General features: G+C 69.3%; 12 protein-coding genes. 7 read left to right on the forward strand and 5 right to left on the reverse strand.

The genetic code is table 11. From position 1 onward, the window contains the following. The first annotated feature begins 115 nt into the window (after positions 1 to 115). Complete coding sequence (locus tag RN51_RS09500; protein WP_045263819.1) at positions 116 to 730, forward strand: ClpP family protease; 615 nt, start codon at positions 116 to 118, stop codon at positions 728 to 730. Beyond that, a complete protein-coding gene (locus tag RN51_RS09505) occupies positions 727 to 1,317 on the forward strand; it encodes a ClpP family protease (RefSeq protein WP_045263820.1) in 591 nt (196 codons plus the stop codon). Before RN51_RS09500 ends, RN51_RS09505 begins: the two co-directional genes overlap by 4 nt. A 110-nt stretch (positions 1,318 to 1,427) precedes the next feature. Here the strand turns inward: RN51_RS09505 and RN51_RS09510 are convergent, their stop codons facing one another. The 4 genes from RN51_RS09510 to RN51_RS09525 form a co-directional block, all read right to left on the reverse strand. Beyond that, positions 1,428 to 1,793 (reverse strand): helix-turn-helix domain-containing protein, encoded by a 366-nt coding sequence (locus tag RN51_RS09510; RefSeq protein ID WP_045263821.1) that lies wholly within the window; start codon positions 1,791 to 1,793, stop codon positions 1,428 to 1,430. A gap of 93 nt (positions 1,794 to 1,886) precedes the next feature. Further along, the gene (locus RN51_RS09515) at positions 1,887 to 2,411 is read right to left on the reverse strand and encodes a MarR family winged helix-turn-helix transcriptional regulator (RefSeq protein ID WP_231579267.1); all 525 of its coding nucleotides are present in this window, start codon (positions 2,409 to 2,411) and stop codon (positions 1,887 to 1,889) included. Next, on the reverse strand, positions 2,408 to 3,067 hold the full coding sequence (locus RN51_RS09520; protein WP_045263822.1) for a GTP cyclohydrolase II: 660 nt from the start codon (positions 3,065 to 3,067) through the stop codon (positions 2,408 to 2,410). The genes RN51_RS09515 and RN51_RS09520 overlap by 4 nt, the downstream gene beginning before the upstream one ends. A 96-nt stretch (positions 3,068 to 3,163) precedes the next feature. After that, positions 3,164 to 4,072: a DMT family transporter gene (locus tag RN51_RS09525; protein ID WP_045263823.1), complete on the reverse strand. Its 909-nt coding sequence runs from the start codon at positions 4,070 to 4,072 to the stop codon at positions 3,164 to 3,166. Positions 4,073 to 4,243: 171 nt separating this feature from the next. Here RN51_RS09525 and RN51_RS09530 point away from each other — a divergent pair, with 171 nt between their 5' ends. Further along, complete coding sequence (locus tag RN51_RS09530) at positions 4,244 to 5,083, forward strand: sulfurtransferase (protein WP_045263824.1); 840 nt, start codon at positions 4,244 to 4,246, stop codon at positions 5,081 to 5,083. Here the strand turns inward: RN51_RS09530 and RN51_RS09535 are convergent. Further along, positions 5,071 to 5,994 (reverse strand): hypothetical protein, encoded by a 924-nt coding sequence (locus RN51_RS09535; protein ID WP_045263825.1) that lies wholly within the window; start codon positions 5,992 to 5,994, stop codon positions 5,071 to 5,073. The two genes, RN51_RS09530 and RN51_RS09535, sit on opposite strands and share 13 nt — an antisense overlap. Positions 5,995 to 6,300: 306 nt before the next feature. Here RN51_RS09535 and RN51_RS09540 point away from each other — a divergent pair, with 306 nt between their 5' ends. The 4 genes from RN51_RS09540 to RN51_RS09555 all read left to right on the forward strand — a co-directional run bounded on the left by RN51_RS09540 (position 6,301) and on the right by RN51_RS09555 (position 12,258). Then, positions 6,301 to 6,951 carry a hypothetical protein gene (locus RN51_RS09540; protein WP_045263826.1) on the forward strand — a complete coding sequence of 217 codons (651 nt, stop codon included), beginning with the start codon at positions 6,301 to 6,303 and terminating at the stop codon, positions 6,949 to 6,951. After that, positions 6,948 to 7,304, forward strand: a complete 357-nt coding sequence (locus RN51_RS09545; protein WP_045263827.1) for a hypothetical protein — start codon at positions 6,948 to 6,950, stop codon at positions 7,302 to 7,304. Before RN51_RS09540 ends, RN51_RS09545 begins: the two co-directional genes overlap by 4 nt. Before the next feature lie 229 nt (positions 7,305 to 7,533). Further along, the gene (locus RN51_RS09550) at positions 7,534 to 10,737 is read left to right on the forward strand and encodes a glycosyl hydrolase family 95 catalytic domain-containing protein (RefSeq protein WP_045263828.1); all 3,204 of its coding nucleotides are present in this window, start codon (positions 7,534 to 7,536) and stop codon (positions 10,735 to 10,737) included. An 87-nt stretch (positions 10,738 to 10,824) separates the two neighbouring features. After that, positions 10,825 to 12,258, forward strand: a complete 1,434-nt coding sequence (locus RN51_RS09555; protein WP_045263829.1) for an MFS transporter — start codon at positions 10,825 to 10,827, stop codon at positions 12,256 to 12,258. Positions 12,259 to 12,269: the final 11 nt, after the last annotated feature.

Genomic DNA, 12,269 nt, shown 5'->3' on the forward strand with positions numbered 1-12,269 from the left:
TCCGCCCTCAGCGGCTCTGCCCTGAGCGGATGTCTCCCACCGGCATCCGCTCAGGGCAGAGCCGCTGAGGGCGGATTCGCGCCACTCGCGATGCGCTGCGGCCGATGCTGGGGGCATGAGCGAAGACAACCCCATCCTGCATTTCGGTCCTGAAGCCAGACGCGCACTGTTCCACGAGCGGGTGCTCGTGCTCGACGGCGCCCTCGACGACGACAACGGCACGCTGCTGATGACGCAGCTGCTCGCGCTGTCGGCTGAAGACCCCGCAGTCGACATCGCCCTGTGGATCCATTCGCCAGGAGGGTCGGTACCCTCGATGCTCGCGATCCGCGACATCATGCGGCTGATTCCCAACGACGTCGCGACCCTGGCTCTCGGGCTCGCGTGCAGCGCGGGGCAGTTCCTGCTCTCTGCCGGCACCCCGGGCAAGCGTCGGGCGCTTCCGCACGCGCGGATCCTCATGCATCAGGGCTCTGCGGGCATCGGCGGCTCCGCGGGTGAGCTCGAGACGCAGGCCGACGACCTGCGTCACATGCGCGACACCGTGCTCGGACTCATCTCGGACGACACCGGTCAGCCCGTCGCGCGCATCTTCGAGGACTCGCTGCACGACCGGTGGTACACGGCCGCCCAGGCGCAGGACTACGGCTTCATCGACGGGATCGTGGCCTCGATCGGTGACGTGATGCCGCGACGACGCGCGCGCGTCGGACTGGGGGTGGACGCATGAGCACGTACTCGATCCCCAACGTCATCGCGCAGCACCCCCGGGGCGAGCGCATCATGGACGTCTACTCGCATCTGCTCGCTGAGCGCGTGATCTACCTCGGCACCGGGATCGACGCCGGGGTCGCGAACGCCCTCATCGCCCAGTTGCTGCACCTCGACGCGGACAGCCCGGAATCCGGCATCCAGTTCTACATCAACAGCGAGGGCGGCGATCCAGGAGCCGCGCTGGCGATCTACGACACCATGCAGCACATCCGACCGCGCATCGCGACGACCTGCGTCGGACAGGCCATCGGCCCCGCGGCGCTCCTGGTCGCTGCAGGAGGCGCGGGGGAACGGGCGGCCCTCGCGCACGCCCGGATCGTGCTGCATCAGCCTGCGGGACAGTCTCGCGGCGCGATCCCCGACCTGATCCTCGCCGCCGACGAAGTGGTGCGGGTGCGTTCGGACATGGAGGAGATCCTCGCCAGGCACAGCGGCCGCACGGTCGCCGAACTCCGTGCCGACACCGACCGTGATCGGGTGTTCACCGCCGCGGCCGCGCTCGACTACGGACTGATCGACACCGTGTTGGGCGCGCGGAGCTGACGCGCGTGTGGGCCGGCGTGCGGATGCATGAGCGGCGGACGGATGCATGACCGATGCGGCCCCTGTGCTCATGCATCCGTCAGCCGCGCATGCAGATGACGTGCCCGGGATCAGGCGGCGAGGGCGAAAGCGCCGCGCGAAGAGACACCGGCTGACGTTGATGCCGGGATCGCGGTCGTGCGGAGCTCGTCGGCCACCGCGCTCGTGAGCTCGATCAGGCTCGTGTCGAGCGCTCCCGCGATCGCGGCGATCATCTCGCTCGACGGCTCCTTCAACCCACGCTCGACCTCCGAGAGGTACTGCGGCGAGACGCCCGCCTTCTCGGCGGTCTCGGTGAGTGTCTCCTCCCGGTCGTGGCGTCGACGCCGCAGCTGGTCTCCCAGCAGGTGTCGCCACAGCGGCTCGGGATCGACCGGCCGCGGACGGGGCGAACGGGGCGAACGGAGAGTGCGCGGGAACGGGAGGAGGTCGGCCATGCCTCACGATAGACCGGCGCGTCCCGGCGATTCGAGCGGTTCTGCTCAGAGCAGAAAGGCCAGAGCAGAGAGGTCAGAGCAGAACGGTCGAGGTCACGCCGTCGCGCTGTCCGCCAGGGCTGCGGTCACGCCCGGCAGCAGTTTGCCCAGGATCGTGCGCAGCTGCTCGCGCTCCTCGCTCGTGAGGGGGGCGAGGACCAGCTCGCGCACCTGCTCGACGTGCACGGGAGCGGCGGCGCGGAGCATCTCCCGTCCGGCCGGTGTCAGCGTGGCCGAGAGGGTGCGCTTGTCGGAGCTGCAGGAGGTGCGCTCGACCCAGCCGCGCTCCTCGAGCGAGTCCAGGGCATGACTCAGGCGCGAGCGGCTGAGCCCGGCGATGCGGGCGAGCTCGGTCATGGTCACGGCGCTGTCGCCGCGTCCGGCCAGGGTGATGAGGATGGCGTAGCGGGCGTGGTTGAGGCCGACCTCGTCCTTCAGGGTGCGATCGAGCACCTGGGGGAGCAGCTGGACGAAGCGGATGATCGGCAGCCAGGTGTCCATCTCGGCGTCGTCGAGTCGACGCGGATGCTGCTCCGCTGCCGCCATCATGACCTCCTGCGCTGCCACACCTGCCGTCATGCCGCGGACAGGTCGAGGGTGTGCGCCGTGTGGTCGCGCTTGGCCTGCAGGTAGCGGGAGTTCGACTCGGACAGGTGCACCTGGGTGGGTACGCGCTCGGTCACGCGGACGCCGAGTGCCTCGAGCTGCACAGCCTTGTCGGGATTGTTGCTCAACAGGCGGATGCCGTCGACGCCGACTGCGTGCAGCATCTGGGCTGCCACGGTGTAGTCGCGCTCGTCTTCGCCCCTGCCCAACGCGACGTTCGCCTCGTACGTGTCGAGGCCCGCATCCTGCAGCGCGTAGGCATCGAGCTTGGCGTAGAGACCGATGCCGCGCCCCTCCTGGCGCAGGTAGAGCAGGAAGCCGCCCTCCTGCGCGATGCGCTCGACGGCCTCGCGCAGCTGGGGTCCGCAGTCGCAACGCTCCGACCCGAACACGTCTCCCGTGAGGCACTCGCTGTGCGGGCGCACGAGCGGGGCCTCACCGCCGTCGATCGCGCGATCGATCGCCGCCTGCCAGTCGCCGAGCCCGAGCAGCAGGTGCTCGCGTCCGTCTGCCAGACCATCGAAGGTGACCACGTCGGCGGTCGTGGAGTAGCCGTCGCCGAAGCGCAGCGGCACGCGGACACGGGTGCGTTCCGTGGCGACCGGGACGACGGTTGAACTTTCAATCATGCCGGGTGCAACGCGGGCTCCTGCGGAGTATTCCCCATCCGACGGATTTCGACCACTGCGGCGCCACGGGCGAGCGGAACACCGCGACGGTGACCCTCAGGAGTCGACGTGCGGGGGTGCGGCTTCGGGCGGGCACCGCCGTCGCACGAGTCTCAGCTCGCTCGCCAGGATCCCGAGCACGACGAGTGCGCCGCCGATGAGCGCCGTCGCAGGCAGGCGCTCGCCGGCGATCCGACCGATGACTCCTGCCCAGACCGGCTCTCCCGCGTAGATGACCGTCGCGCGCGTGGGAGAGACCGACTTCTGCGCCCAGTTCATCGTCAGCTGGATCAGGCAGCTCGCCGCCCCCAGCCCCACCGCGCAGCCGACCCAGATCCAGGAGAACTCGGGCACCCCCTCGCCGACCACCGGCATGGTGAGCAGCCCCAGCGCGCCGGCCGTGAGCAGCTGCACGATCGTGATGCGCCCGAGGTCGATCTTCCCGGCGAAGAGGCTGATCAGGATGATCTCGGCCGCGATCGGCAGGGTGCTGACCATGGTCGCGATCTCCCCGGCGCCGAGCGTCAGGGCGAAGGCATCCGGCCCCGCGATGAACAGCAGTCCGACGAAGGCCAGCCCTGCGCCCACGAACGCCATGGCCGGCGGGCGCTTGCGGAACACGGCCCACTGGGCGAGCGGCACCATCGGCACGTACATCGCGGTGATGAAGGCCGATGTGCTGCTGTCGATGGTCTGCAGCCCCAGCGTCTGCAGGCCGTAGCCGAGATAGATCATGATGCCGATGGCCACGCCGGCGCCGATGTCGCGCCAGCGGATGCCGCGGAGCACGCGTCGGAAGATCACCACGCTGATGAGCCCCGCGATCAGGAACCGGATGCCGACGAAGAACCACGGACCGGAGTGCTCCATGGCCCAGTGCACGAGCAGGAAGGTGCCGCCCCAGACCGCGGTGATCGCGATGAGCGCGGCTTCCTGGGGGCGCAGACGCATCCACCGAAAGGGCATCGTTGCCCCTTTCTCGACGTTGCCGGATAGAGCCTAACGGGCCGCAGTCGTCGTTCGAATCGCGTGAATGGTGCCGAACAGCCGCCGGATGGAACCAGTTGCGCGATTCGAAAGTGACGGGAGAAGACGACCGGGGGCAGCGCATCCCGGCGGACTCGGTAGCCTCGCAGCATGAGCGACTTCGTGAGTGCCGTCGAACTGAACGACCTGCTGACCCGGTGCGCGCCGGTGCGTGTGATCGATGTGCGCTGGCGACTCGACCGTCCTGAAGCCGGACACGACGACTATCTCTCCGGGCACATCCCCGGAGCCGTGTTCGCCGCGCTCGACACCGAGCTCTCCACGCATGGCGAGGCTGCGGAGGGACGCCACCCGCTTCCGTCGACGGCCACACTCCAGGACGCGGCGCGTCGCTGGGGTGTGCGCTCCGGTGACACGGTCGTCGCCTACGACGACGTCAAGGGCATCGCGGCCGCCCGCGCCTGGTGGCTGCTGCGGCAGGCCGGCGTCGACGTGCGCGTGCTCGACGGCGGCCTCCGAGGCTGGCTGGCCGAGGGGTTCGACGTCGCGACCGACGACGTGAGCCCTGAGCCGGGCGACGTGGTGCTCGAGCCCGTCGGCGACGATGCCCTGTCGATCGACGAGGCCGCGGCCTTCCCGGCATCCGGGGTGCTGATCGACGCGCGAGCCGCGGACCGGTATCGCGGCGACTCCGAGCCCTTCGATCCCGTGGGCGGACACATCCCCGGTGCGCGCAATCTTCCCGAACCCGTGCACTTCGACGCAGACGGGAAGATCCTCGACAAGGAGACGATCCTGGCGAGCTTCGCCGAGGTCGGCGTGACCCCGGGCACACCCGTCGCCGCCTACTGCGGTTCGGGCGTCACCGCCGCCCACACCGCGCTGGTCCTGCACGAGGTCGGCATCGAGGCCAAGGTCTTCCCCGGTTCGTGGAGCCAGTGGTCGAACACGCCGGGGCGTCCGGTCGCCGTCGGCGATCAGCCCGGGTGATCCTCGCGGGGGCCATACCCCCACTGCAGGCCCAGCGCGCCGGGACCGAACGCTCGACGCACCAGGTGGACCGAGTTCCCCCGCGGCGGCGGGAGCGGGGTGATCGTGACGCCGTCCGGCGTCTCGATGTGCTCCTCGCACCAGTCGGGGATCGCGTCGGGGTGGAAGCGGGTCCACACCAGCAGTTCCCTGGCCTTCTGCGCGAGCGCGTGACCGGTGTCGCGGGTCGCCGGATAGTCGGGCGGGTACTCGACCGCCCACTCGACCATCGCAGTCTCCGGCGCGGTCAGCGGAACGTCGAGCTCAAACAGCGCGCCGTGCACCTCGCCGTCGGGGTGGGAGTAGCGCGCCGCGATCCTGCCCCCCGACACGGCCTTCAGCAGTGGGGGAGGGGTGCGGACTCCGGGGCTGATCTCCAGGAACGGTATCGCCGTGATCGTGCCCACCGTCGACTGCACGATGCTCCGCGTGATGCTGTACGCCACGTTGCCGTCGGCTCCGACGTCGGTCACCGAATGGGTCGTGAGTTCCCGCGAGGTGTCCGGGTATGTGGCCCCCAGCGCACGGAAGGCCTCGATCACCGCCAGCTCGAGCTCCTCCTCGTCGATCGGGAACTGATTCGGTCCGAGCGGGCCGGTGCGGTTCGTCGAGCGGAGCATCCTGCTCAGGGCACCGACGCGGAGTCCGAGGAGCTCCTCGATGTCGGCGAGGGCAGCCAACGACTGCGCGCCCTCCGGTCGTCTGGCCCCCGACCGCCAATAGCTCAGAGTGGCCATCGACACGCGGTTGCCCCGCGCTTTGAGCTGTCGCTGCAGCCAGGACAGGGTCACCGGTTTCGCGTTTATCGCGTCGCGCAGGGCGGTCGCGAAGTCATCGTGTTCGGCTCTGCGCGCGTCATCTTCGAGATTCATCACAGATCCCCTCCGGTATGTGAAGATCAGCGCTTTAGAGTGAGCATACGACCGCACGCGCGTACCTCAGGGGACCGGGTGGGCATGTGGGGTCACTTGGCCGTCTTCGCGGGCAGGGTGCCCGTGCCTGCGAACGACCGGCCTGACGCAGTGATGCCCCCCTTGCTGCGTATGTCGTGAAGCCCGGCAATCGATCTGGGGAGATCCGCCGGGCTTCACGAATCCTCCCTCCGCGCGGCTCCCGGCGTCGCGGCCACGCAGCCTTGCGTAGACTGGGAGCAACACCCCGGAGGACTCTGGACCGTCATGTCTGCCCCTGCTCGCGCATTCACCATGCGCCACGTGCAATTGCTGCGCGCTCTGTTCGCCGCAATCGCCGCGCTCATGATCACGTTCTCGTCTGATCACTCCGCTCCCGTCGGCTTGTCCGTCTTCAGCGGTTTCGTCTCCCTCACGGCGCTCGTGCACGTGCTCGCCGCCTGGTTGGTGCTGCCGGCCGGGTCGCGCTGGCCCTCGGTGCTGCTCGCCGCCGTCGGGACGATCGCCGGCTTCGTGAGCGGCATCCCCGCCTGGCGCTCCGATGACCTCTTCTTCGTCGTGGTCTCCTCCTGGGCGATCGTCAGCGGCGGCATCGAACTGCTCGCCGGCATCCGCTCCCGTCGCGTCGGCGGCATGCTGTCGCGCGACGCGATCTCGGTCGGCGCACTGGGTGTGCTGCTCGGTATCGCGCTGCTGCTGATCCCCGCGGGGTTCCTCCAGGAGTACACGATCGACAAGGCAGGCACGTTCGTGCTCTCCGGCATCATCCTGGGTGTCGGCATGTTCGGTGGCTACGCGGCGATCGTCGCGGTCTTCCTCGGTATCGCCGGGCTCACGCCGAAGCAGGCCGACGCGGTCACGGCGGCATCCGATTCGAACGACAGCTCCGCTCCGGCGGAGCATGGAGGAGAGCGATGAGCGACGAGAAGCCCACCCGCCGGGACATTCTGCGACCCCTGCACCTGCTCCTCATCGCACTCGGCTGCGGCGTGTTCGCCATGGTGGTCACGCTGGTCTCCACCGGGGCCTTCACCGCGCGCGTGAACGCCTCCATCGCGAACGGCACCTACGAGGGCCTGACCCCGATCGCCCTCGGCCTCGTCGTCGGCGGTGGTGCTTTCATCGTGACGCTGCTGATCCTGGCGATGCTGATCCTCGCGGTCGATCCCTCCGACGTGACGAAGACGATCGATCGTCCGGTGCTGTACGACCCGGAGCCCGAGGGCGAGAACCCCGACTCCGAAGCGCCTGGTCGTCCCGCCTCCTCCTGATCCGGATAGCTCTTCCCCCGGGTCGACTCGCGCGTCTCCCGCCTGAACATCGGATCAAAGATGGTGGCGGTCAGGGGTTTCATCCCGACTTTCGGCGAGCCTTCTGGACGATCGTCTCTAGACATCCGATGTATCGTGCGCGCACACTGGCTCCGACGCCTCGCATCCACGACCGGCTGCGAGGCCGCACGGCCCCAGTAGATCGATGATGCTCCGGAGGATTGCTGTGATGAAGGACCCCATTTCCCGTCGACAGGTGCTGCAGGTGGGCGGTCTCGCCCTTCTCGCCCCGCTCGTCCCCCAGTTCCTCGCTGCCCGCCCTGCCGCGGCGAGCACGTTCTCGGCTCAGGCTCCACTGCGTGCCGTTGCGGCCGGCGCCATCCCGCGCCCTCAGCTGTCCCCGCATGCGCTCTGGTACGCGAAACCGGCGACGGACTGGGAGACCCAGGCTCTCCCGATCGGCAACGCCCGTCTCGGCGCGAAGCTGTTCGGCAACCCGGACGCCGAGGTGATCCACTTCAGCGAGCAGAGCCTGTGGGGCGGGGTCAACGACTACGACAACGCTCTCGCCGGCCAGCCCGACGGCGCCTACGACACCAGCGTGACCGGCTTCGGATCCTTCCGTGACTTCGGCGAGGTGACGGTGGCCTTCGGCGCGCGCACCACCGTCAGCTCGCCCGGCGGCCCGTACCAGGTGTCCGGCGGTGAGAGCGTCGAGAAGACGTTCGACGGCAACCCTGCGACGAAATGGTGCCTGATCGCGCCGCCCGCTGAGGTGATCTGGCAGGCCGATCTCGCCGCCCCCGCCGTCGTCTCGTCGTATGTGCGCACGAGTGCCAACGACGTCCCTGCGCGGGACCCGCAGGACTGGCGTCTGGAAGGCTCGTCCGACGGAGCGGCGTGGGTCGTGCTCGATGACCGCTCCGAGGCGCCGTTCCCCCAGCGGCTCCAGTCCAAGAGCTTCACGTTCGCCAACACCACCGCGTACGCGCACTATCGCTTCGTGTTCGCGCCGAAGGCGGGAGTCAGTCACTTCCAGGTGGGGGAGATCGCGCTCGGCGGGGTCGATCTGGCGCAGGGGAGCGCCGTCTACGTGTCGTCGCCCAGCGGTCACGCCGACTCGCTCGTCGGCAGCATCGACGCCGATCCCGCGACCGTCTGGGCCGTTCCCGCGACGGGTGGCGATGCGGTGTGGCAGGTCGAGCCGTCCTCGAAGATCACGCTGAACGGCTACGTGCTCACCAGCGCTCCCGACGCACCGGAGCAGGATCCGCGTGACTGGATCGTCGCCGGCTCGGACGACGGGCTGACCTGGAAGACCCTCGACACCCGAGCAGGGGAGACGTTCCCCGACCGCGGCGCGGGGCGGACCTTCACGTACGCGAACACCACCGCGTACGCGATGTACCGCATCTCGTTCTCCGCCCCGGGCGCGATCCGTCTCGGCGGCATCGCCTTCACCGGCGACGGATTCAGCACGGCCGGTGCCAAGGCCGTCGTCGACTACCGGCGTGCGCTCGACATCGTCGACGGCACCCACAGCACCCACTTTGCGACCGCGCAGGGGACGGTGCTGCGCGAAGCGTTCGCGAGTCGGGAAGCCGACGTCATCGCGGTGCGGTTCACCACCGATCGGCCCGGCGCTCTGACCGCGCTGCTCACCCTCGCCTCCAAGCAGGACGGTGTCGCGACCGCGATCGACGCGAGCGGACGCCGACTGAGCTTCGCCGGGACGATGGCCAACGACCTCACTCACGCGGCCGTCGTCCGCATCGTCGAGACCGACGGTCAGGTCACCGCGGCCGACGGCGGGCTGCGCGTCTCGGAGGCGTCGAGCATCACGCTGCTGCTCGACGCGCGCACCGACTATCGTCTGAGCGCGGCGCACGGCTGGCGCGGCGCAGCGCCGCAGCCGGAGATCGAGAAGGCGCTGAACGCCGCGGCCTCCCGGTCGTGGAAGGACCTGCGCTCCGCGCACACCGCGCAGGTTCTCGAACTCATGCAGCGCGCGAAGGTCGAATGGGGATCGACAGGCGAGGCCGTGATGGCCATGCCCACCGATCGCCGGCTGCTCCGCTACGGGAAGGGGGAGGCCGACCCGACGCTCGAGCAGACGCTCTACGCCTACGGCCGCTATCTGCTCCTCAGCTCGTCGAAGCCCGGGGGACTCCCGGCCAACCTGCAGGGGCTGTGGAACAACAGCAACCAGCCGGCGTGGGCCAGTGACTATCACACCAACATCAACGTGCAGATGAACTACTGGGGCGCGGAGACCGCCGACCTCCCGGAGTCCCATGAGGCTCTCGCGACGTTCATCCGAGAGGTGGCCGTGCCCAGCCGGGTCGCGACGCGCAACGCGTTCGGCGCTGACGTGCGCGGGTGGACGGCGCGCACCTCGCAGAGCATCTTCGGCGGCAACTCGTGGGAGTGGAACACGATCGCCAGCGCCTGGTACGCCCAGCACCTCTACGAGCACTGGGCGTTCACGCAGGATCAGAAGTACCTGCGCGACCTCGCCTACCCGCTGATCAAGGAGATCTGCCAGTTCTGGGAGGACCAGCTCAAGGAGCTCCCCGACGGCACACTCGTCGCGCCGATGGGCTGGTCCCCGGAGCACGGTCCGCGCGAGGACGGTGTCATGCACGACCAGCAGATCATCTGGGATCTGTTCCAGAACTACCTCGAGTGCGCGAAGGCACTCGGCGCCGACAAGAAGTATCAGAAGACGGTCGCCGACATGCAGGCGCGTCTGGCGCCGAACAAGATCGGTCGATGGGGCCAGTTGCAGGAGTGGCAGACCGACCGCGACGACCCGGACGACATCCACCGGCACACGTCGCACCTCTTCGCCGTGTACCCGGGCCGGCAGATCACCCCCGACACGCCGGAGCTCTCCGCGGCGGCGCTGGTCTCGCTGAAGGCCCGGTGCGGGGAGAAGGAGGGCGTGCCGTTCACGGCGGCCACGGTCTCGGGAGACAGCCGTCGTTCGTGGACCTGGCCGTGGCGGGCCGGCCTGTTCGCGCGCCTCGGCGATGCGGAGCGGGCGGGCATCATGGTGCGCGGGCTGCTCACCTACAACATCCTGCAGAACCTGTGGGCCAACCATCCGCCGTTCCAGCTCGACGGCAACTACGGCATCGTCGGAGCGATCGCGGAGATGCTCGTGCAGAGCCATGGTGGGGTCATCCGCCTGCTCCCCGCCGTGCCGGCGGACTGGGCCGCGAGCGGATCGTTCGCCGGCCTCCGCGCCCGAGGCGGGTACCGCGTCGACTGCACCTGGCGAGACGGCAAGGTCGTCTCCTACGACGTCGTCGCCGACCGGGCGCCGAACATGAGCAACGTGGTCGTGCTCGTCAACGGGGAGCGCCGCAAGGTGAAGCCGGGCAACCCGAAGAACGGCAAGCCCATGCGCGACCTCGGCCCGGCGCACTGAGCGGGGGCGAGCAGTGCAGCGAGCTGGGTAGCGAGAGGGTCCGCGACGATCCGGAATACCGGTGGGGTGGATCGGCTTGTCCCTGAGGTGACTGCCTCCGTCGACCGCGCCTCCATCGGACTCCGGTCGGAGCGGGGACCCATCCTCGGCGCGCTCATGCTCGCCACGGGCCTCATCGCCATCGACGCGACGATCCTCGCCACCGCTGTGCCGAGCATCGTGCGCGACCTCGGCAGCTACCAGCAGTTCCCGTGGCTGTTCTCGGTGTACCTCCTGGCGCAGGCCGTGAGTGTGCCCATCTACTCGCGGTTCGCGGACACGGTGGGCCGCAAGCCGATCATCTTGCTCGGCATCGCGCTGTTCCTGCTCGGATCCATCCTCTGCGGGTTCGCCTGGAGCATGCCGGCGCTGATCGTGTTCCGCATCATCCAGGGCATCGGTGCGGGTGCCGTCGCACCGATGTCGATGACCATCGTCGGAGACATCTACACGGTCGCCGAACGCGCCAAGGTGCAGGGATACGTCGCGAGCGTCTGGGCCATCTCCTCCGTCGTCGGTCCTGCGCTCGGCGGCATCTTCGCCCAGCTCGACGCCTGGCGGTGGATCTTCTGGATCAACGTGCCCCTGTGTCTGATCGCCGGATGGATGCTGCTGCGCACCTACAAGGAGCAGAAGCAGACCCAGCGGCACAGCATCGACTACGGGGGAGCGGTGCTGCTCGCCGTCGGGCTCACGGCGCTCATCCTCGGCATGCTGGAGGGTGGGAACGCCTGGGCCTGGCTGTCTGTGCAGAGTGCCCTCTGCTTCGGGATCGGGGTGGTCGCGCTGCTGGCCTTCGGGGTCGTGGAGCGCCGGGTCGCCGAGCCGATCGTGGATCTGCGCCTCGTCACGCGTCGGCTCATCCTCACGACCACGTTGGTCTCGCTCGGCATCGGCGCGCTGATGCTCGGAGTGACCAGCTTCGCCCCGGCCTACCTCGAGGGGTCCATCGGCATCGCTCCGCTGCTGTCGGGTCTCGCGGTCGCGGCACTGACCCTCGGTTGGCCGCTCGCCGCTGCGAATGCCGGACGCCTGTACCTGCGCATCGGCTTCCGCCGCACCACGCTCATCGGCATGAGCATCACCACCGTCGCGGCCATCGCACTCGCCGCCGTCGCCTCCTGGCCCAATCCGTTCGTCATCGCGGGCATCGCCTTCCTCCTCGGCTTCGGCCTCGGGTGGAGTGCGGCCCCGACCCTTATCGCCGCGCAGGCCTCGGTCGGGTGGGGCGAGCGGGGAGCGGTGACCGGGATGAACGCGTTCGCGCGCTCAGCGGGAAGCGCCGTGGGAGTGGCGGTATTCGGGGCGATCTCGAACGCGGTCATCGCGCAGGGCGCGGGACCCGATGACCCCGACACGATCATCCACGCGTCGGTGTGGGTGTTCGTCGCGGTCGCCGTGACCGCGGTGCTCACCCTCCTGGCGGCGTCGTTCATGCCGAAGGACAGCGTCGAGGAGCACTCCGGAGAGTCGGGCTCCTAGCCCGTCGCGGG

The sequence above is a fragment of the Microbacterium oxydans genome (assembly GCF_000956405.1).
GTDB classification, from domain to species: domain Bacteria; phylum Actinomycetota; class Actinomycetes; order Actinomycetales; family Microbacteriaceae; genus Microbacterium; species Microbacterium oxydans_C.

Excerpts from the sequence above, each read along its gene's own strand:
- RN51_RS09530 (WP_045263824.1), top strand. The coding sequence starts at position 4,244 with ATGAGCGACTTCGTGAGTGCCGTCGAACTGAACGACCTGCTGACCCGG.
- RN51_RS09500 (WP_045263819.1), top strand. The coding sequence starts at position 116 with ATGAGCGAAGACAACCCCATCCTGCATTTCGGTCCTGAAGCCAGACGC.
- RN51_RS09540 (WP_045263826.1), top strand. The coding sequence starts at position 6,301 with ATGTCTGCCCCTGCTCGCGCATTCACCATGCGCCACGTGCAATTGCTG.
- RN51_RS09525 (WP_045263823.1), bottom strand. The coding sequence starts at position 4,072 with ATGCCCTTTCGGTGGATGCGTCTGCGCCCCCAGGAAGCCGCGCTCATC.
- RN51_RS09520 (WP_045263822.1), bottom strand. The coding sequence starts at position 3,067 with ATGATTGAAAGTTCAACCGTCGTCCCGGTCGCCACGGAACGCACCCGT.
- RN51_RS09535 (WP_045263825.1), bottom strand. The coding sequence starts at position 5,994 with ATGAATCTCGAAGATGACGCGCGCAGAGCCGAACACGATGACTTCGCG.
- RN51_RS09505 (WP_045263820.1), top strand. The coding sequence starts at position 727 with ATGAGCACGTACTCGATCCCCAACGTCATCGCGCAGCACCCCCGGGGC.
- RN51_RS09545 (WP_045263827.1), top strand. The coding sequence starts at position 6,948 with ATGAGCGACGAGAAGCCCACCCGCCGGGACATTCTGCGACCCCTGCAC.
- RN51_RS09510 (WP_045263821.1), bottom strand. The coding sequence starts at position 1,793 with ATGGCCGACCTCCTCCCGTTCCCGCGCACTCTCCGTTCGCCCCGTTCG.
- RN51_RS09515 (WP_231579267.1), bottom strand. The coding sequence starts at position 2,411 with ATGACGGCAGGTGTGGCAGCGCAGGAGGTCATGATGGCGGCAGCGGAG.
- RN51_RS09550 (WP_045263828.1), top strand. The coding sequence starts at position 7,534 with ATGAAGGACCCCATTTCCCGTCGACAGGTGCTGCAGGTGGGCGGTCTC.